The 19,505-nt window shown below is 71.9% G+C and carries 15 protein-coding genes; 4 read left to right on the top strand and 11 right to left on the bottom strand.

Features of this window, described 5'->3' with window-relative positions:
- Positions 1–76 precede the first annotated feature (76 nt).
- From pflA to nirB, 5 genes are all read right to left on the bottom strand, one after another.
- On the bottom strand, positions 77–919 hold the full coding sequence (gene pflA / locus ACFRU2_RS27625; protein WP_382976796.1) for a pyruvate formate-lyase-activating protein: 843 nt from the start codon (positions 917–919) through the stop codon (positions 77–79).
- Between the two features lie 108 nt (positions 920–1,027).
- The gene (gene pflB / locus ACFRU2_RS27620; protein WP_382976793.1) at positions 1,028–3,298 is read right to left on the bottom strand and encodes a formate C-acetyltransferase; all 2,271 of its coding nucleotides are present in this window, start codon (positions 3,296–3,298) and stop codon (positions 1,028–1,030) included.
- 206 nt (positions 3,299–3,504) lie between these two features.
- Positions 3,505–4,809, bottom strand: coding sequence for an anaerobic C4-dicarboxylate transporter family protein (locus ACFRU2_RS27615; RefSeq protein WP_382976790.1), 1,305 nt, complete (start codon positions 4,807–4,809; stop codon positions 3,505–3,507).
- A gap of 325 nt (positions 4,810–5,134) precedes the next feature.
- On the bottom strand, positions 5,135–6,556 hold the full coding sequence (locus ACFRU2_RS27610; protein WP_382976788.1) for a NarK family nitrate/nitrite MFS transporter: 1,422 nt from the start codon (positions 6,554–6,556) through the stop codon (positions 5,135–5,137).
- Positions 6,557–6,736: 180 nt separating this feature from the next.
- Positions 6,737–9,523: a nitrite reductase large subunit NirB gene (gene nirB / locus ACFRU2_RS27605; protein ID WP_382976786.1), complete on the bottom strand. Its 2,787-nt coding sequence runs from the start codon at positions 9,521–9,523 to the stop codon at positions 6,737–6,739.
- A 272-nt stretch (positions 9,524–9,795) separates the two neighbouring features.
- Between nirB and ACFRU2_RS27600 the strand changes: the two genes are divergently transcribed.
- From ACFRU2_RS27600 to ACFRU2_RS27590, 3 genes are all read left to right on the top strand, one after another.
- The gene (locus tag ACFRU2_RS27600) at positions 9,796–10,518 is read left to right on the top strand and encodes a sirohydrochlorin chelatase (protein WP_382976783.1); all 723 of its coding nucleotides are present in this window, start codon (positions 9,796–9,798) and stop codon (positions 10,516–10,518) included.
- 28 nt (positions 10,519–10,546) lie between these two features.
- On the top strand, positions 10,547–11,731 hold the full coding sequence (locus tag ACFRU2_RS27595; protein WP_382976780.1) for a low temperature requirement protein A: 1,185 nt from the start codon (positions 10,547–10,549) through the stop codon (positions 11,729–11,731).
- A 114-nt stretch (positions 11,732–11,845) separates the two neighbouring features.
- Positions 11,846–13,105 carry a cytochrome P450 gene (locus ACFRU2_RS27590; RefSeq protein ID WP_382976777.1) on the top strand — a complete coding sequence of 420 codons (1,260 nt, stop codon included), beginning with the start codon at positions 11,846–11,848 and terminating at the stop codon, positions 13,103–13,105.
- 173 nt (positions 13,106–13,278) lie between these two features.
- Here ACFRU2_RS27590 and ACFRU2_RS27585 read toward each other — a convergent pair whose 3' ends face one another.
- Both ACFRU2_RS27585 and ACFRU2_RS27580 read right to left on the bottom strand, forming a co-directional pair.
- Positions 13,279–13,773, bottom strand: a complete 495-nt coding sequence (locus tag ACFRU2_RS27585) for a DUF5949 family protein (protein ID WP_382976774.1) — start codon at positions 13,771–13,773, stop codon at positions 13,279–13,281.
- 57 nt (positions 13,774–13,830) lie between these two features.
- On the bottom strand, positions 13,831–14,436 hold the full coding sequence (locus tag ACFRU2_RS27580; protein WP_382976771.1) for a DUF4352 domain-containing protein: 606 nt from the start codon (positions 14,434–14,436) through the stop codon (positions 13,831–13,833).
- A gap of 174 nt (positions 14,437–14,610) precedes the next feature.
- Here ACFRU2_RS27580 and ACFRU2_RS27575 point away from each other — a divergent pair, with 174 nt between their 5' ends.
- A complete protein-coding gene (locus tag ACFRU2_RS27575) occupies positions 14,611–15,072 on the top strand; it encodes a DUF6299 family protein (RefSeq protein ID WP_382976770.1) in 462 nt (153 codons plus the stop codon).
- 76 nt (positions 15,073–15,148) lie between these two features.
- On the opposite strand, the gene ACFRU2_RS27570 is transcribed toward ACFRU2_RS27575, so the two are convergent.
- From ACFRU2_RS27570 to ACFRU2_RS27555, 4 genes are all read right to left on the bottom strand, one after another.
- Positions 15,149–15,328 (bottom strand): hypothetical protein, encoded by a 180-nt coding sequence (locus ACFRU2_RS27570; protein ID WP_267039024.1) that lies wholly within the window; start codon positions 15,326–15,328, stop codon positions 15,149–15,151.
- Between the two features lie 142 nt (positions 15,329–15,470).
- Entirely contained in the window at positions 15,471–17,591 is a 2,121-nt protein-coding gene (locus tag ACFRU2_RS27565; RefSeq protein ID WP_382976848.1) for a SpoIIE family protein phosphatase, read from the bottom strand.
- A 14-nt stretch (positions 17,592–17,605) separates the two neighbouring features.
- Positions 17,606–17,974, bottom strand: a complete 369-nt coding sequence (locus ACFRU2_RS27560; RefSeq protein WP_382976767.1) for a hypothetical protein — start codon at positions 17,972–17,974, stop codon at positions 17,606–17,608.
- A gap of 31 nt (positions 17,975–18,005) precedes the next feature.
- The gene (locus ACFRU2_RS27555) at positions 18,006–19,271 is read right to left on the bottom strand and encodes an NAD(P)-binding domain-containing protein (protein ID WP_382976845.1); all 1,266 of its coding nucleotides are present in this window, start codon (positions 19,269–19,271) and stop codon (positions 18,006–18,008) included.
- Positions 19,272–19,505 lie beyond the last annotated feature (234 nt).

The raw sequence follows: 19,505 nt of genomic DNA, 5'->3' as shown, positions 1-19,505 counted from the left end.
TTTGGCCCGTTATACGGAGCTTACCGGTGCGCCGTTCGAGTGAGGACTCGGGCGGGCCCGCGCGCGGGCCCCGCCCTCAGACCGCGTTCAGTCCCTGCGCTGCGAATATCGCCTTCGCCTCGGCGACCTGTCCGGCGGTCGGCGACGGCGTGTCGTGCAGGGTGAACTTCATGTCGAGCGCCTCCCACTTGCTCTCGCCGAGCTTGTGGAAGGGCAGGACGTCGACCCGCGAGATGTTGTCGAGGCCGCCGGCGAAGGCGGCGACGCCCTCGATGTTCTCCCGGGCGTCGGTCAGTCCCGGCACCAGCACGAACCGCAGGTGCACCTCCTTGCCGAGGTCGGCGAGGCGGCGGGCGAAGTCGAGGGTGGGCTCCAGCGGACGGCCTGTCACCTTCTTGTACGTCTCGCGGTCCCAGGACTTGATGTCGAGCAGGACCAGGTCCACGTCGCGCAGCAGCGCGTCGGTGGCGCGGGCGCCGAGGAAGCCGGAGGTGTCGAGCGCGGTGTGCAGTCCGAGGTCGTTCTTCATCCGGTGCAGCAGTTCGCCGGCGAAGACGGGCTGGAGCAGCGGTTCGCCGCCGGAGATGGTGGCGCCGCCCCCGGAGGCGGAGATGAACTTGGTGTACTTGCGGGCCTCGGCGATGACGTCGTCGGCCGAGGTGCGCTTGCCGTTGCGCATCCGCATGGTGTCGGGGTTGTGGCAGTACAGGCAGGTCAGCGGGCAGCCGGACAGGAAGGTCACGAACCGGGTCCCGGGGCCGTCGACTCCGGTGGACAGGTCCCAGGAGTGCACCGTGCCCTCGCTCGGCCGCTGGGTCGCGGCGGCGGCGGGCGTCTGGCCAGCGCTGACCTGGCCGGGACCCACGCTGATCGCGTTGGCGTGGCCGACGGGGAGGCTCGTACCGAAGAGGACGGTCATGGCAGGTGCTCCAGCTTCCAGATTCCGTGGGCTGATCTGGTGACGCGCGGTCCCGGGGCCGGGTGACGGCCGGCCCCGGGCCGCGCGTGCTCGTGGGTCTCTCGAAGGTCAGAGAGAACCGTGGAAGGTGCGGTTCAGCACGTCGAGCTGCTGAGCGCGCGTGAGGCGGACGAAGTTCACCGCGTATCCGCTGACGCGGATGGTGAGCTGCGGGTAGTTCTCCGGGTGCTCCATGGCGTCCATGAGCGTGTCGCGGTTGAGCACGTTCACGTTCATGTGGAAGCCGTCGACCGCCATGTAGCCGTCGAGGACACCCGCCAGGTTCTTGATCCGCTCCTCGGGGGTGCGGCCCAGGCCGTCGGGGGTGACGGTGTTGGTCAGCGAGATGCCGTCCTCGGCGTCCTCGTACGGGAGCTTCGCGACCGACAGCGCCGAGGTGACGTAGCCGTGGGTGTCGCGGCCGTTCATCGGGTTGGCGCCCGGGGAGAACGGCTCGCCGGCGCGGCGTCCGTCCGGCGTGTTGCCGGTCTTCTTGCCGTAGACCACGTTCGAGGTGATGGTCAGCACCGACTGGGTGTGCTCGGCCCCGCGGTAGGTCGGGTGCTTGCGGATCTTCTTCATGAACTCCTCGACCAGCCAGACGGCGATCGAGTCGACACGGTCGTCGTTGTTGCCGTAGGCCGGGTAGTCGCCCTCGATGGTGTAGTCGGTGGCGAGGCCGGTCTCGTCGCGCACGGCGGTGACCTTGGCGTACTTGATGGCGGCCAGCGAGTCGGCGGCGACCGAGAGGCCGGCGATGCCGCAGGCCATGGTGCGGCGCACGTCGCGGTCGTGGAGCGCCATCTCGATGCGCTCGTAGGCGTACTTGTCGTGCATGTAGTGGATGACGTTCAGGGCGTGGACGTAGGTGTCGGCGAGCCACTCCATCTGCTCGTCGAACTTCGCCATGACCTCGTCGTAGTCCAGCACCTCGGAGGTGAGGGCGCCGGTGGACGGGCCGACCTGGGCTCCGGACTTCTCGTCGCGGCCGCCGTTGATCGCGTAGAGCAGGGTCTTGGCGACGTTCACGCGGGCGCCGAAGTACTGCATCTGCTTGCCGACCGGCATGGCCGAGACGCAGCAGGCGATGGCGGTGTCGTCGCCGAAGCGCGGGCGCATCAGCTCGTCGGACTCGTACTGCACCGAGGAGGTGTCGATCGAGACCCGGGCGCAGAACTCCTTGAAGCCCTGCGGGAGCTGGGGCGACCAGAAGACGGTCATGTTCGGCTCGGGGGCCGGACCGAGGTTGTAGAGGGTGTGGAGGTAGCGGAACGAGGTCTTGGTGACCAGCGGACGGCCGTCCTCGCCCATGCCGGCGATCGACTCGGTGACCCAGGTGGGGTCGCCGGAGAAGAGCTCGTCGTACTCCGGGGTGCGCAGGAAGCGGACGATGCGGAGCTTGATGATGAAGTCGTCGACCAGCTCCTGGGCCTGCTCCTCGGTGAGGATGCCCGCCTCGATGTCGCGCTGGAGGTAGACGTCGATGAAGGTGGAGGTGCGGCCGAGCGACATGGCCGCGCCGTTCTGCTCCTTCACGGCGGCCAGGTACGCGAAGTACAGCCACTGGATGGCCTCGCGGCCGGTGGTGGCCGGGCCGGAGATGTCGTAGCCGTAGGAGGCGGCCATCGCCTTGAGCTCGGCGAGGGCGCGGATCTGCTCGGAGAGCTCCTCGCGCAGGCGGATCGTCTCCTCCAGCGAGCGGTTGCCCGCGGGGAGGGAGTTGATCTCCTCCTTCTCCTCCTTCTTGACGGCGATGAGGCGGTCGACACCGTAGAGCGACACGCGGCGGTAGTCGCCGATGATGCGGCCGCGGCCGTACGCGTCCGGCAGGCCGGTCACGATGCCGGCCTTGCGGGCGGCGCGGATGTCGGGGGTGTACGCGTCGAAGACACCGGCGTTGTGGGTCTTGCGGTACTCCGTGAAGACCTTCTCCAGCTCGTCGGAGACCGGGTAGCCGTAGGTCTCCAGGGCGCCGGCGACCATGCGCCAGCCGCCGTAGGGCATGATCGCGCGCTTGAGCGGGGCGTCCGTCTGGAGGCCGACGATCAGGTCCTTGTCGCGGTCGATGTAACCGGGGGCGTGCGCGGTGATCGACGACGGGATGTCGTACGCGACGTCGTAGACGCCCTTCTCGCGCTCCTCCGGGAACTTGTCCGTGATCGCCTTCCACACGGCGGTGGTGCGCTCGGTGGGGCCGGCGAGGAAGGTGTCGTCACCCTCGTACGGCGTGTAGTTCTGCTGGATGAAGTCGCGGACGTCGATGGCGTCGCGCCACAGACCGCCCTTGAAGCCGTTCCAGGCCTCGCCGTTCTTCGTGGTTTCCGCAGGGGTGGCAGTCATCGCCCGCACCTTCCGAGTCGCCTCATTGCTTGTATCCATTGCACGCCTTTTGATCGATCATTTGGCGCCGCGTTGGTCCCGAGCTGGGGCCCGAAAGTCCCCTGATCCCCGGCCCCAAGGATCTCCCATCCCGCCTGACCTGGCACTTTGAGCAGGTCAAAGGTCCATCGTGCGCTTGTGAAAACTTTCACAAGATTCTGCACCGGTCAGACAATCCGAACCAGAGCGAAGCCTGTGGATACCGCGACGCACGTGGTGATCAGGCCGGGCAGCATGAAGGAGTGGTTGACGACGAAGCGGCCGACGCGGGTGGTGCCGGTCCTGTCGAAGTTGATCGCCGCGATGAAGGTGCCGTAGGTGGGGAGGAGGAAGTAGCCGTTCACGGCGGGCCACATCGCGATGAGGAGGGGGGCCGGGATACCGAGGGCGAGCCCTAGGGGCATCAGCGCCTTGGTGGTCGTGGCCTGGCTGAACAGCAGCGCGGAGAGGAGCAGCAGCATGATCGCGAAGAACCACGGGTGGTCCTGTGCGACCCCGCCGAGCGCACCGGTGATCCGGGCCTCGTTGGCGCCGATGAAGGAAAGCCCCAGCCACGACAGCCCGAAGACCCCGATGACGGCGACGAGCCCGGACTTGGCCACGTCCGTGCCGGGTATCCGCTTGGCGTCGACCTTGCACAGCAGCAGGATCAGCGCGGCCACGGCCATCATCAGGATCTCGATGGTGGCGGGCATCGAGAGCGGGCCCTTGGCCGTCTCGGGGCGCAGCGCCGGGAAGAGTCCGCTGAGGACGACGGCGACGGTCCCGCCGAGGAAGAGGTACGCGGACCAGCGCGCCCGCGGCCGCAGCGGCGGGGCGGCTCCGGCCGGGGCCGGAGCCTCGATCTCACCTGCGGCCAGCCGGCGCAGGTACTCGGCGTCCTGCCCCAGCTCCTTGCCGATCCGGGACTGCACCGTGGCCGCGACGAGCACGCCGAGCAGCGTGGACGGCACGGCGACGGCCATGATCCGGGGCAGGTTCCAGCCGTCCCCGTCGAACATCACGATCATGGCGGCCATGGCCGCGGAGACGGGCGAGGCGGTGATACCGAAGGTGGCCGCGATGGAGGAGACCGCGATGGGCCGCTCGGGCCGGACGCCGCCTTCGCGGGCCACGTCGTGGATCACCGGGAGCAGGGGGTAGAAGACGTGGGCGGTGCCGGCGCCCAGGGTGAAGGCCCAGGACACGAGGGGAGCCACGTAGACCACCCGGCTGGGCTTGCGGCGGATCGCCTTCTCGGCCAGTCCGACGAGGTAGTCGATGCCGCCGGCCGCCTCCATCGCGGCGGCGGCCATGATCACCGCGAGGATGATCAGCATGACGTCGACGATGCCGGAGGTGTCGGCGGGGGTGACCCCGAAGAACGTCGCGAGCACGAAGACCCCGACGGCCCCCCAGAGCCCCATGGCCACCCCGCCCTTGCGGGACCCGAGAGCAATGGCCGCCACCATGACGGCGAGCTGCAGGAACATGCCGAGCACTGCGTGGCCTTTCAGTCTCTACGGAAGCACGGGCGGCGAGGCACGGAGGGCCCGGGCAGCCAAATCCAGCCCCGCCGGCGATGGAGGAGCGGGGGTCCGGGCGCAGCCAAATCCAGCCCCGCCGGCGTTTGAGGCGCGGGGGTCCGGGGGCTGGCCCCCGGCAACGGCGCGGCGGTCGACCGCGGGCCTGGCCCAATCCAGCCCCGCCGGCGTTTGAGGCGCGGGGTCTGGGGCGGAGCCCCAGGAAGCCCGGGCGCAGCCGGGTGCTGCTCGCGCAGCGACCCCGCACCCGGGCCGACCAGCCAGGGGCTCCCGGCTAGCTGGGCGCCTCCGCGCCCTTGCGGGCGTAGAACCACCAGGCCACGACGACGCAGCTGGCGTAGAAGCCGACGAAGCCCCACATCGCGCTGGTCACGGCGAAGTTGGCGAACATCGCCGGGATGAAGAAGAAGCCGTAGGCGGCGATGGCCGCGGTGAACCCGGTCACCGCGCCCGACTCGATCTCGGCCTGCTTGAGCGCCTTCGCGTACTGCGGGGTGCCCTCCGTCAGGCCCGCGAGGTGCTGGCCGCGGAAGATCACCGGGATCTGGCGGAAGGTCGAGCCGTTGCCGATGCCCGAGAAGAAGAACGCCGACAGGAAGCAGAAGAAGAAGCCGTAGAAGGAGCCGGAGTCCGAGCCGGCCGGCAGGAAGGTGATCACGCCGATGATCGACGCGCCCATGCCCACGAAGGACAGGATCGTCACCCGTGCGCCGCCGAACTTGTCGGCGATCCAGCCGCCGGCCCAGCGTGCCAGCGCGCCGAGCGCCGGGCCCATCCAGGCGTAGGTGGCCACGGAGTACGCCGGGAAGGTCGTCTTGATGAGCAGCGGGAGCGCCGCCGCGAAACCGATGAAGGAGCCGAAGGTGCCGACGTAGAGCCAGGTCATCAGCCAGTTGTGCTTGCGCTTGAAGATGATCTTCTGCTGGCTGAAGGGGGTGGAGGCCACCTTCAGGTCGTTCTGGCCGAACCAGGCGACGGCCGCGAGGACGATCAGGACCGGCACCCAGACGAACGCGGCGTTCTGGAGGTAGATCTCCGAGCCGTCCGCCTTCTTCTGGCCCGAGCCGATCGCCAGGACCGAGGTGGTGATCAGGATCGGGGTGAGCAGCTGGACCACGGAGACGCCCAGGTTGCCCAGGCCGCCGTTGATTCCGGTCGCGTTGCCCTTCTCCTGCTTCGGGTAGAAGAAGCCGATGTTGGCCAGGGAGGAGGAGAAGTTGGCGCCGCCGATGCCGCAGAGCGCGGCGATGGCGACCAGCGTGGTGTAGGAGGTGGTGGGGTCCTGCACCGCGAAGCCCAGCCACAGCAGCGGCACGATCAGCACGACGGTGGAGATCGCGGTGAAGCGGCGCTGGCCGATCATCGGGCCGATGAAGGTGTACAGGATGCGGGCGGTGCCGCCCGTGATGCCGGGAACGGCGGTCAGCCAGAACAGCTGGGACTGGGAGAAGCCGAAGCCCACGTCCTTGAGGTTGGTCGCCGTGATGCTCCAGACCTGCCAGACCACGAAGGCCACCAGCAGGGCCGGTACCGCGATCCACAGGTTGCGGGTGGCGACCTTCTTGCCCGTGGTCTGCCAGAAGGACGGATCCTCCGGCGTCCACTCCGTGATCGTGCGGCCGGGGCGGTACTGCGCCGGATCGGGCGCCTGCACTCGGCCGGTCGCCGCGCGCGCGTCCTGCTTGGCGGAACTCATGGCATTTCCTGAAGGTCGAAGGGGTCTGAAGGTTCGGAGGAGTTGAGAAAAATGAAGCTGAAAGCCCTGACCTTCTTAGGGTCCGCCTACAGGGGTGCCCGGCATCAGGGGAGAACGTCGTGTGGGCGACAGGACAAGGTCCCATCGCCCACAGTGCGTTGGTACGGCGGCCGCAGAGCCTTAGGGCTTGAGCTCTACCAGCGGCAGGGACACCTCGGGGTCGTCCAGACAGATGCCGGTCCGCAGGTCGAAGACCTGCTTGTGCATCGGCGAGGCCACGACGGGCACCCCGTCGCGCGAGCCCATGATGCCGTTGGCGATGACGTCGGCCCCCGAGAAGGGGTCCCGGTTGCCGACCGCGTAGACCTCGCCCGCGCGGTCCTTGAAGACCGCGGCCTCGGTGCCGTCCGGCAGCACCGCGGTCCGCCCGCGGCCCGGCTCCAGCGCCTGCGCCGCGCCTTCGGCGCCTTCGGCCGCACCGAAGTCCACGGTCCCGAAGCGCTCCAGCGCCGCCGGGTCCTCCAGGACCGCGGACCACTCGTCCTCGTACGCCGACACGTGGCGCTCCATCTGCGCCTCCAGTTCCGCGCAGATGCCGAGCGAGTCCTCGATCAGGACCTCCTTCAGGTGGTCCATGCCCGCGCCGCTGCCGCCGAGCCGCTCCAGCCAGGCCGCCGTCCGCTCCAGGCGCTCGCCGGTGCGGATGTAGTACATGAGGAACCGGTCGATCAGCGCGAAGAGTTCGGCGGTGTTCAGGTCCGAGGCCAGCAGGTCGGCGTGGCGCGGGGTCGCGCCGCCGTTGCCGCTGACGTACAGGTTCCAGCCGTTGGCGGTGGCGATGACGCCGATGTCCTTGCCCCGCGCCTCCGCGCACTCGCGCAGGCAGCCCGAGACGCCGCCCTTGAACTTGTGCGGGGTGCGCAGACCCCGGTAGCGCAGCTCCAGGTCGATCGCGAGCTGGATGGAGTCGCCCTGCCCGAAGCGGCAGAAGCGGGCTCCCACGCACGACTTCACCGCGCGCAGGGACTTCCCGTACGCCTGCCCGGACTCGAACCCGGCGCCGCCGAGCCGTCGCCAGATGTCGGGCAGCTGCTCCTTGCGGACCCCGAAGAGGCCGATGCGCTGGGCGCCGGTGATCTTGGTGTAGAGGCCGTAGTCCCTGGCCACCTCGCCGAGGGCGATGACCTGCTCGGCCGTGATCTCGCCGCCGGCGACGCGCGGGATGACCGAGTAGGTGCCGTCCTTCTGGAGGTTGGCGAGGAAGAGGTCGTTGGAGTCCTGCAGGGCCGCCTGCTCGCCCGCCAGGATGTGTCCGATGCCGAGGTCGGGGGCGAGGGTGCCCAGGACGTTCGCGACGACCGGCTTGCAGACGGCGCAGCCCTCGCCGCCCTCGCCGTAGGACTCCAGCAGTTCGCTGAAGCTGCGGATGCGCTCGGTGCGGATCTTCTCGTAGATCTCCGCCCGGGTCAGGGTGAAGTGCTCGCACAGCCCGCGCGGCTTCTCGACGCCCGCCGCGGCCAGTTCGGCGTCCAGGACCGCCTGCAGCGTGCCGATGCAGCCGCCGCAGCCCGTGCCGGCCTTGGTGCACTTCTTGATGCCGCCGATGTCGGTGAGGGACTCCGCGACCACCGCCTCGCGCACGCGGCCCTTGGTGATGTTGTGGCAGCTGCACACCACGGCGTCATCGGGCAGCGCGTCCGCTCCGGGCAGGGCCACGCCCTCGCTCGACGGCAGGATGAAGGCCTCCGGCGGGGCCGGCAGCTGCCGGCCCGCGTGCGGCTTCAGCGAGCCGTACGCCTCCGCGTCGCCGACCAGGATTCCGCCGAGCAGCGCGCCGTCGGGGCCCAGCAGCAGCTTCTTGTAGACGCCCTCGCGGGCGTCGGAGAAGACCACCGAGACGGCCCCGTCCCGGCCCTCGGGGGCGAAGGGGTCACCGAAGGAGGCCACGTCGGCGCCCATCAGTTTGAGCTTGGTGGAGGTGTCGGCCCCGGTGAAGGTCAGCTCGCCGGCGCCCGCGAGGGCCTCGGCGACGGTCTCGGCCATCTGGTAGCCGGGAGCGACCAGCCCGTAGACCTTGCCGTCGACGGTCTGCGCGCACTCGCCGATCGCATAGACGTACGGGTCGCTGGTGCGGCAGTGGCCGTCCACGACGACCCCGCCGCGGTCGCCCACGGCGAGCCCGCACTCACGGGCCAGCCGGTCGCGCGGCCGCACACCGGCCGAGAAGACCACGACGTCGGAGCCGATCTCCTCGCCGCTGGTCAGCCGGAGCGCCTGCGCCCGCCCGTCGGGGTGGATCTGCACGCCGGCCGCACCGACGCCCGTGTGCACGGCGACGCCCATGGACTCGATGGTGGCCCGCAGGGCGGCCGCTCCGCCGTCGTCCACCTGCAGCGGCATGAGCCGGGGCGCGAACTCCACGACGTGCGTGGCCAGTCCGAGCGTGCGGAGCGCGCCCGCCGCCTCCAGGCCGAGGAGTCCGCCGCCGATGACCACACCGGTCCGGACGTCGGCGCCCGCGGCGTACGCGGTCAGGGCCTCGACGTCGTCGAGCGTGCGGTAGGTGAAGCAGCCCTCCGCGTCGGCGCCGTCGATCGGCGGCACGAAGGGGTAGGAGCCGGTCGCCAGCACGAGCGCGTCGTAGCCGAGCACGTCGCCGGAGCGGGCGGTGACCGTACGGGCGGTGGTGTCGATCAGCTCCGCCGGGTCGCCGAGGCGCAGGTCGATGCCGTGCTTCTCCAGGAAGCCGGGCGCCACCAGGGACAGATCCTCGCCGGTGGAGCCGGTGAAGGCCGCGGACAGGTGCACGCGGTCGTAGGCGGGGCGCTCCTCCTCCGCGAGGACGGTGACCTGCCAGCCGCCGCGCTCGGGGCGGGTCGGGTCGGCGAGCGCGTCACGCTCGGCGAGCGCCTCCAGCAGGCGGTGCCCCACCATGCCGTGGCCGATGACAACCAGCGTCTGCCCCATCGATCTCACTCCGTGTGTCCCTGTGCCGCGCGGGCCCCGGGAGGCCAAGGCGGCCGGGCGGGGACGTCGCGCCTGCAAGCGTTCCGACCCTTCGACGGTAGGTCCGCACCGCGGCCCCGAACGCCCGAAAAGGACCCCTGGGGACGGGGAAACGGCCCTTTCCGCACAGGACCTCCGGCCCCTCGCGCAGGCCCTTGGCCAGGCTCCCCCGGACCCGCTCCGCGCCTAGCGTGGGAGGGGGGACCCGGGGCCGGATCAGGGAGGCAGACCACATGCTCGTCATCGCCGTCCACGGCAGCGCGGTACCGGAGGCCGCCGCGACCATCGACCGGCTCGTCGCCGCCGTCGAGGCCATCAGCGGGGTGCACGCGCTGGTCGGGCACCTCGACGTGCAGCGCCCCTCGCTCGCCGAGGTCGTACGGGAGCATCCGTACGCCGTGGTCGTCCCCCTGCTGCTCGGCGACGGTTTCCACCGCCGCGTGGACATACCCGCCGTCCTGGAGGGCACCGGCTGCGTGCTCACCGAGGGCCTCAGCGGCGAGCGCGACATCGCCCGCGCCCTGCACAGCCGCCTGCGCGAGGCCGAGCGCCGCCGCGGCCCGTACACCCGGGCCGACGCGGTGGTGGTGGCCGGCGCCGGGTCCTCCCGCCCCGGCGGCAATGCCGGTACGGAGACCTGCGCGGCCCAGCTGTCCGCCCTGCTGGAGTACGACGACGGGGCCGCCCCCGTCCCCGCGGTCCCCGCCTACCTCACCTCCGCCGGGCCGACCGTCGACGAAGCCCTGGCCTCCTTCCAGGCCGCCGGATACCGCCGGATCGCGGTGGCGGCGCACCTGCTGGCCCCGGGCCGCTTCACGCGCACCCTGAACGCCTCGGCCGCCTGGACGGTCTCGGAGCCGCTGGCCGACCACCCGCGGCTGGCCCGGCTCGTCCTGGGCCGGTACGAGTCCGCCCGGGGCACACGGGCCCTGAGGGCCGCGCGCCTCGCCTGCTGAGCCCCGTAGGGCTGCTGTCCTGGGCGGTATGGCTCTGGCTTACGTACCCATGACCGCCCGCAGCCGGGACGAGGGCCACCGCGCCGCGACCCCGCTGGAGCTGTTCTTCGACCTGTGCTTCGTCGTCGCCATCGCGCAGGCGGGCGCCCAGCTCGTGCACGCGCTGGCCGAGGGCCATCCCGGCAGCGGGGTGATCAGCTACATGTTCGTGTTCTTCGGCGTGTGGTGGGCGTGGATGAACTTCACGTGGTTCGCCTCCGCCTACGACTGCGACGACGTGCCCTACCGGATCGCGACGCTCGTCCAGATCTCCGGCGTGCTCGTCTACGCGGCCGGCGTGAGCCGGGCGTTCGACCAGAACGACTGGACGGTGGCCGTCATCGGCTACCTGATCATGCGCGTCGCCCTCACCGCCCAATGGCTGCGGGCCGCCTCCGGCGAACGCGGCGAGGCCCGCGCGGCAGCCCTGAAGTACGCGGCCGGGCTGGTCCTCTGCCAGGCCGGCTGGGTGGCCCTGCTGTTCGTCCCGGACGGCGCCAAGCGCTGGCTGTTCCTGATCCTGGTCGTCGCGGAGCTGATGGTTCCGGTGGTGGCCGAGCGCGGCCACCAGACGCCGTGGCACGCCCACCACATCGTGGAGCGCTACGGCCTGTTCACGATCATCGTGCTCGGCGAGACGATCGCGGCGAGCACGGTGGCCGTGAAGTCGGCGCTCGACGAGCACGAGGCCCTGGGCGAGCTCCTGCCGATCGCGGCCGGAGGGCTGCTCATCGTCTTCGCCGCCTGGTGGATCTACTTCGCGGTGCCGATGCACGAGCACCTGACCTCCAACCGGGAGGCGATCCCGTGGGGGTACGGCCACCTGTTGATCTTCGCCTCGGGCGCGGCGATCGGCGCGGGCATCGAGGTCGCGGTCGAGCACGCGGTCGGCAAGGCGCACGTCTCCCAGCTCGCCGCGAACGCGGCCGTCACCGTCCCGACCGCGCTCTTCCTGCTGATGGTCTGGCTGCTGCACTCCCGCCACTTCAAGCGGGGCATCGCCCAGCAACTGACCCTGCCCGTCTCCGCCCTGGCGGTCCTGGCCTGCACCTGGACGGGCCCGTACGCGGTCCTGTACGCGGGCCTGGTCGCGACGGCCACGGTGGTGGTCGGCCTCACCCTGGCCAACCAGGCCCCGTCCAGCCCCGCCCAATCCAGCCCCGCCGGCGTTTGAGGCGATCTTCAGCCCCGCCGGCGTTTGAGGCGCGGGGGGTCCGGGGGCGGAGCCCCCGGCAACGGCGCCGCGCCAGAACCGTCACCCCGGCGCCCCCGGCACCGTTTTCAGGCCATGACACTCCCCGCGCAACGCCCCGGACCGGTCCCCGGCCAAGACCCCGGCAGGGAATTGGCCGACCCGGCCTTCTGGCAGGCTCCCCCCGCCCACCGGCTGGCCGCCTTCGCCCGCCTGCGGGCCCTGGACTCCCCCGTGTTCGTCCCCGAAGGCACCGGGCACTGGGCCCTCGTACGGCACGCGGACGTGCAGGAGGCGAGCCGGCTGCCCAAGGTGTTCGCCAGCGCCCCCGGGGTGACGACGCCCGAGCCGGCCCGCTGGGTGCGGGCGCTGTTCGGGGACTCGATGGTCAACCTGGACGGCGCCGAGCACGCGCAGCTGCGCAAGATCGTGCAGCGGGCCTTCACCCCCCGGCTGCTGGCGGCCGCCGAGGAGGACATCCACGCGGTGGCGGCGCGCATCGTGGACGACGTACTGGACCGGCGGCCGGACGAGTTCGTCGAGGCGGTGGCCTCGAAGCTGCCCCTGGAGGTCATCTGCAACATGATGGGCATCCCGGAGCGCTACCGCGCCGAGATCGCCGACCGCGTCAACCACGCCTCCGAGAACATCGGCGTCGAACGGGGCCTGACGGCCCGGCTGCGGATGCCCGGGCGCGGACTGCGGGCCCTGGCCCGGATGCAGCGGATGGTGGCGGGGATCGGGCGGGAGCGGCGCGAGAACCCGACCGACGACCTGATCTCGGCCCTGGTCTGCGCGAACGTGGACGGTGAGGCGCTCGGTGCCCGCCAGCTCGGCGCGTTCTTCTCCCTGTTGATGGTGGCCGGGGTGGAGACCACCCGCAATGCCATCACCCACGGCCTGACCCTGCTGACCGACCACCCGGACCAACGCGACCTGCTGGTCGCGGACTTCGAGGCGCACGCGGACGGCGCGGTGGACGAGATGATCCGCCACTCCACGCCGATCATCCAGTTCCGCAGGACGGTCGCCGCCGAACACACCCTGCGCGGCCACGCGTTCGTCCCCGGCGACAAGGTGGTGCTGTACTACGCCTCCGCCAACCGCGACGAGGAGGTCTTCCCCGATCCGGACGCCTTCGACATCACCCGCTCCCCCAACCCCCACCTGGGGTTCGGCGGCGGCGGACCGCACTTCTGCCTGGGCGCGCACCTGGCCCGGGTGGAGATGAAGGCGCTCTTCCGCGAGCTGCTGACCCGCCCGGTGGGACTGCGCGCGGTCGGACTGCCGGACCTGGCCGGGTCCAGCTTCGACAACCGGGTCCGCTCGCTGCGCTTCGCCTTCGAACAGCCGTAGGCCGGCCGGAGCGCGGCCCGGAGGGCGGCCCGGAGGGCGGGACCGGAGCGCGGGCCCGGAGCGGGCGGACCGGCCACCGGGCAGGCTGGGAGCCCGGCGGCCGGAGCGGGGGCCGACGCACGCCGGGCGCGCGAAGGGTGCCTGGCGCCAAGGGTGCCTGGCGCCAAGGGTGCCTAGCGCTGCAGGCGGCGCACCGCGAGGACGGCGTGGGCGCTGTGGTTGAGCACCTCGGTGTCACCCGCGAACGCCTGCAGCGTCTCGGCCTCGACCGGCTGTCCGGGCACCGCCTCGGGCCAGGCGCGGGTGGCGAAGAGGAAGTACGCCTGCCCGCTGTCGGCCGCCGCCTTGACCCACTCCGGCGGGGCGATGCACTTCGCGTTCATGCCCGGCAGGGTCAGCGCGATCTGGTTGCCCTCCAGGAGGATCTGCACCGGGAAGGAGGACGGGTTGCGGACGCCGTCCATCACCACGTCGCCGATGGGCAGGCCGATCTCCTCCAGGAGCCCGCGGGCGGCCGCCTCGCTCGCCGCGGGGCCGTCGGGACCGTCCCCGAGGATGTAGGCGAGGAGATAGGGAATGTCGTGGGCCTCTTCGGGGTCGCCGATCCACGCGAGCACCGAAAGGGTGCCGAGCTTGGAGCGGTCGAGTTCGGCCTGGGTAGAAGTCATGCGCCGCACCTTAGTGGTCACCGCCCCGGCCCTTTGACGCCGTTTCACCCGGGCGGGCTAGACGGCCCAGAATCCACCTCCGGAATTCGCCACCATGTTCGCGTCCTGGTACTGGAGCCGAACGATGCGCGCGTTTTCCGGAATTTCGAACACCACCCATCCTTCGGCCCGCTCACCGACCGAGAGCGAATCGAAGACGAGCGGTTTGCCGGTCGTGAGCTCCCCCGTGGGCACCACCGGGTGGCGCTGCCCCGCGCCGTCGAGCGCCCACATGCGCCCGAGAGCCCCGTACGAGGCCCCGCCGACGTTGACGAAGGACATCGAGGCCGCCACCCAGCGCTTGCCCGCCGGCGGGGCGAAGTTCTTCTCGACACTGACCGCCGGGTCGACGTAAGCACCCAGCACCACCTGGAGGTGGCGGCCCACCTCCCGGCCCCTGACCCGTACGGAGTCACCCACATGGGCGTCCTTCGAAGCGGCCCGCGCCACCCCGTCCCGCTCGGCCGCGGGATCGTCCCCGACACCCGGAGCACCGTCGTCGACCGGCACGGCGGGCACCGCGGCCGGGGCGAGCGCGGCCCCTTCGGGGGCGCCGGAGCAGGCCGTGGCACCGAACAGCAGGATCGGGAGGAGGGCGGCCGTGACAAGAGCGGGCTGACGCATGCGGGATCCCTTCGGGGATCTTCGGGGACGTATTCCGGTCAGTCTCACGCGCCCGAGCGGGCAATTGCACACACCGACACGAGTCCGCGGAACGCATTGACCTCCATATGCCAGCACAATGCGTTCCGGCGGAATTCCGCAAACCCCTGCACCCCTCGTCCAACAGGAGGAACGATGGCCGCGACCGGCCCCCGCATGGCCTTGGCCGCACTCGCCGCACTGGGCGCCACGGCGGTATTCACCGCCCCGGCGAATGCCGCGCCCCACGGCAGCGCACCTTACGGAAATGACATTTACGTATCTTCGGAAGCCCACATCGCCCCCGACGGCACGATCCACCTTTTCGGTGAGTACCACTGCTCCGCGCCGTCACCCTCGGGAACGGTTCAGATCAAGGCGACCATCGAGCAGGAGGACGTCCGCCTCAGCATCGGCGGCGGCGACGCGCAGTGCGACGGCGAGGTGCACGACTGGTCGGCGCACGGCACCCTCCGGCTCACCCCGACCGTGCACGCCGGCGAGGCGCTGGCCAAGGCCGAGCTGCAGGAGATCCGCTTCGGCGGCGGACTGCTGCCCCGGTCGATCGACACGGTCGCGCAGGACGCCCACCCGGTCCGGGTGATCGACCACCGGTAGCCACCGCCCCGCGGTGCGCGCGTACGCCCCTCCGGTAGCCGCCGCTACCGGGGGCCGGGGCCGTGGCCCTGCCCCGTCACCGGCACGCGGGCGCCTCGCCCGTCATCGACATGAAGGCCACCGTCTGACACCCCGGGTCCGTGTCCGGACGCCCGGTCGACCAGTCCACCGCCGTCGCCGCCCCGGCCGCGCACAGCAGCAGGGCCAGGACGCCCGTCACCGCGCGCTTGCTCAGCCGGCGCACGGGAGGTTCCACAGAAACCGTTCCATGGCGGCATCATCGCCCCGCCCCCACCACCCCACAACTCGACGTGAGCGCGCGGTCACGATCCGCGCGGTCACCGGGCGCACGGCCACCGGGCGTGCGGTCACGGCGCGCACGGCCACGGTCCGCCCCCTCACGGGGCGCTCCGCGCCGCGCTGCCCGCCGCCGAGAACTCGCACCACACCGCCTTGCCGTCGCCCCGGGACTCCACCCCCCAGTGCGTGGCCAGCGCGTCCACCAGCAGCAGCCCGCGCCCCGTGGTCGCCGCCTCCCCCGGGGTCCGCCGCCGCGGCCACACGCTGGAGCGGTCCTTGACCCACAGCCGGATCCGCCGGACCGGCTCCGGCAGCACCTCCATCGTCAGCACCGCTCCGCCGTCGGTGTGCAGCAGGGCGTTGACCAGCAGCTCTCCCGCCGCCAGCTCCACGTCGTCGGCGAGCTCCGGCATGCCCCAGTCGCGCAGCGCCTGCCGCAGGGCGTAGCGGGCCTCCGAGAGCCCCTCCGGGTCCGCCTGGTGGACGTACTGGTGGATGCGCGGTGCCCGGTGCGTGCCCGGGTCGGGGGCCCGGCGCAGCACCAGCAGGGCCACGTCGTCGCCGGAGCCCCAGCGCTCCCACAGCCGGTCCGAGAGGTGGTCGGCGAGCGCCCCGGCCCCCTGCGGGCCGCTGCGGACGGCGTGGGCGAGGGCTTCCATGCCCTGGGTGATGGCGGTGCCGGGCTCCTCCACGAGCCCGTCGGTGCACAGCACGAGGGTCTCGCCGGGGACCAGGTCGAGCCGGGTCTCGGGGAACTCCTCCTGCTCGAAGACGGTGGCCAGCCCGAGCGGCAGGCCGCCGCGCACGTTGGGCCAGCCCGTTCGCCCGTCCGTGTGCCGGATCAGCGGTCCGAGGTGGCCCGCGCGGACCGCTCGTACGCCTCCGGTCTCCAGGTCGACCTGCGCGTACATGCAGGTCGCGAACCGTTCGGTGTCCAGCTCGGCCAGGAAGCGGGAGGCGCGCGCCAGCACGGTGGAGGGCGGATGGCCCTCGCCCGCGTAGGCCCGCAGTGCGATGCGGAGCTGGCCCATGATGGCGGCCGCGTGGGTGTCGTGGCCCTGGACGTCGCCCACGACGATGCCGACGCGGTCGCGGGGCAGGGAGATGACGTCGTACCAGTCCCCGCCGACCTCGCGCCCGCTCCAGGCCGAGTGGTAGCGCACCGCGATCTCCCCGCCGGTGATCTCGGGGATCCGCCGCGGCAGCATGGCGGCCTGCAGCATGGTGGCGAACTCGCGCTCCTGGTCGAAGAGGAGCGCCCGCTGGAGCGACTGGGCGACGATGCCCGCCAGGCCCAGGCAGAGGTTGCGCTCCTCGGGGCTGAAGTCGGTGCGGCGACGGTAGAAGAGCACCAGTCCGCCGATGGATTCGGCCTGTGCGATGAGCGGGAGGTAGGCGGCCGCGTCGTACTGGATGCGGTTCAGGTAGTCGGAGAGCAGCGGGAACTCTTCCGCCAGCTCGGTCAGCGAGGTGACGAAACGTGCCTTCCGGCTGAGCACCGCCTGCGAGAGCGGCAGCGAGCCGTCCAGCCGGGTGAACTTGCGCTCGCTGAGGATCTCCAGGGACTCCCCGCTGAGCGCGATGATCTTGATGTGGCCGCCCTCGACCAGTCCCAGCGCCATTCCGTCGACGCCGAGCCGTTCCAGCGCCCCCGCACCCGTCAGCGTGGCCGTCACGTCATCGACCGTCACCGCCCGCGACAGGGCCTCGGTGGTCCGCTGCACGATGGTCGCCTGCTGGGCGCGCGCCGACTCCAGCTTGCGCAGCACCGTGAGGTGGGCGAGCTCGGCCGTCGCGTCCCGGACGATGCCGACGATGCGCACCGGGCGCCCCTCCGCGTCCCGCAGGACCCGGCCCTGGGTGTGCGTCCACTGGTCCCGGCCGTCGCGCCGCTGCACCGTGAAGTACTGGCCGTACGTCTCCTCCCCGCCGTCCAGGACGCCCTGGACGGTGTCCCGGAGCCGCGCGGCGTCGTCGACCGGGATCCGCAGCCCCAGGCTGTCGGGGGTGCGGTCGTACTCCTCCCCCTCCAGGTCGAAGACCGCCATCCCGGCCTCGTCCATGTCCAGGGTCCCCGCGCCGAGGTCCCACTCGAAGCTGCCCATGCCGTTGAGCGCGAGCCGCTCGCCCGGGCCGATGAGGGGATGCCCGTCGTTCCCGGCGCCACCCGGGCTCCCGGGGGCCTCCGGTCTGTTGTCGCGTCGCTCCGCCGCTGCCACGAGACTCACACCACCTAACGGCCGGGCCAGCACGGCTGGGAAATGAGCCGCTCCCACTCCTCGTCAGGATGCCCCGGAAGGGTGCGTCCGGCCTCCTGCCAGCGCTTGACGAGGGAGAGGTAGATCATCGAGGGGTCGTACGGGACCTGCGGATACGGGGCCTGCGCGTGCCGGCCGTGCGCGTGCGGAGCGTGCGGGTACGGGTCCTGCGCAGACGCGTCCTGCCCGGAGGACCGCCCGTACGGAGACTGCGCGTACGGAGACTGCGCGTACGGAGACTGCCCCTGCGGCTGCGGGGGCGCCGCCCTCGTCGTGCCGGGCTGCTCCGCACGGCTGGCCGGGATCCTCACCCAGCCCCGGCCCTGTGCGCGCTCATCGCTCATCGCGACACCTCTCACGTGTGGTGACTGGCTCTCACGCTCTGTGCCCGGCAGCGGGAGCCCGGTCGGCCCGGGGCGCACCGGTGGAACCCGTCAGCGGGCCCCGGGCCCCCAGACGCTTGCGGACTCCTGACACCAGTCTCCCCGCCGTGAAGCCGGCACCGTGCACGAATCGCATGGAAGGGCCGAATGAGGGAGCGGTCAGCAGCCCCGCGAAGAACAGCCCCGGCCACGAGGACTCGAAGCCGGGACTCAGCTCCGGCGTCCCGCTCTCCCCTACGGTGACCAGCGCGGCCCGCAGCCCCGCGTCGAGCAGCTCCAGCCGGGCCAGGTCCGGGGTGAAGCCGGTCGCCGCGATCACGTGCGCGGTGTCCAGGACGACGGACTCCCCGGCGGCGGTGGACAGCCCGAGCCGGGTCCGCCCGCCCGCCGGGACCGCACGCTGCAACCGGTGCCCGAGCAGCACGGGGACCCGCCGCTCGAAGCGCTCCCGCAGCCACCAGGCTCCGGCCGGGCCCAGCGCGGTCGCCGCGATCCGCTCCCGGGTGGGCGCGGGCAGCCGGCGCACCGCCCAGGGCAGCTCCGACCAGGCCCAGCTGCGCCAGCCCGTGCCGAGGCCGCTGTGCGGAGTGCGCAGGGCGCGCAGCGGGGGCCGCCGCAGCGGCTGCGGGACGGTGTTCCAGTTGAGCCGGGAGCGCCGGGCCACGAGGCACGGCCGGGCCCCGTTCTCCGCGAGCAGGGCCGCGGTCTCCAGGGCCGCCTGCCCGGCGCCGAGCACGGCCACCTCGCGGCCGGCGAAGCGGGTCAGGTCGCGGTGGCCGCTGCTGTGCGAGTAGTGGGCCGCGGGCAGCTCCCGTAGCGCCTCGGGGTACCGGACGAACGGCATCACGCCCACGGCCAGTGCGACCGTCCGCGCGAGCAGCGGCGGCCCTTCGGCGGTGCGGACCAGGAAACCCCCGCCCTGCGGGGTGACTTCGGTGACGGTCGCCTCCTCCACCGGGGGTGTCGCGTGCCGGGCGAACCAGAGCCCGTACGCGCTGAACGTCCCGATGGGCAGGGGAGTTCCGTGTTCGGCGGCGATCCCGCGGGCCGCGCAGTACTCGGCCAGCGTGTAACGCCCGCCGGGCGCCGACAAGTTGGAGGACCACGGCTCCGACTTGAGGTACATGCCCTCGGGCATGTGGTCCCGCCAGGAGGCCATGGGCCGTCCGAGGATCCGCACCTCGAGCCCCGCACCGGCCGCGTGGGCCGCGATCGAGAGCCCGTAGGGCCCCGCTCCGACCACCACGAGGTCGTCCATCCGTGTCACCGCAGTCCCTCCAGCCTCATGGTTCGTCCACTGCCACCTGCGCCCCGCGACGCCTTGCACCCCTGCGGCTTCACCGTCTTACGACGTCACCGCGTCACAACGTCACCGCGTCACGAGCTCGTCCGGCTCCGCCGGGGCCTCCGGCGGGGGGGGTCGGGTGGCGGAACCAGACGAGCCGCCAGAGGACCCCGCCACGGGGGGAGGGGGGAGATCCCCGCCCCCCCC

Source organism: Streptomyces sp. NPDC056883 (genome assembly GCF_042788835.1).
Taxonomy (GTDB): Bacteria; Actinomycetota; Actinomycetes; order Streptomycetales; family Streptomycetaceae; genus Streptomyces; species Streptomyces stoeckheimensis.
Note: the sequence above shows the minus strand (reverse complement) of the source record. Positions and strands in the feature narration are given on the sequence as shown.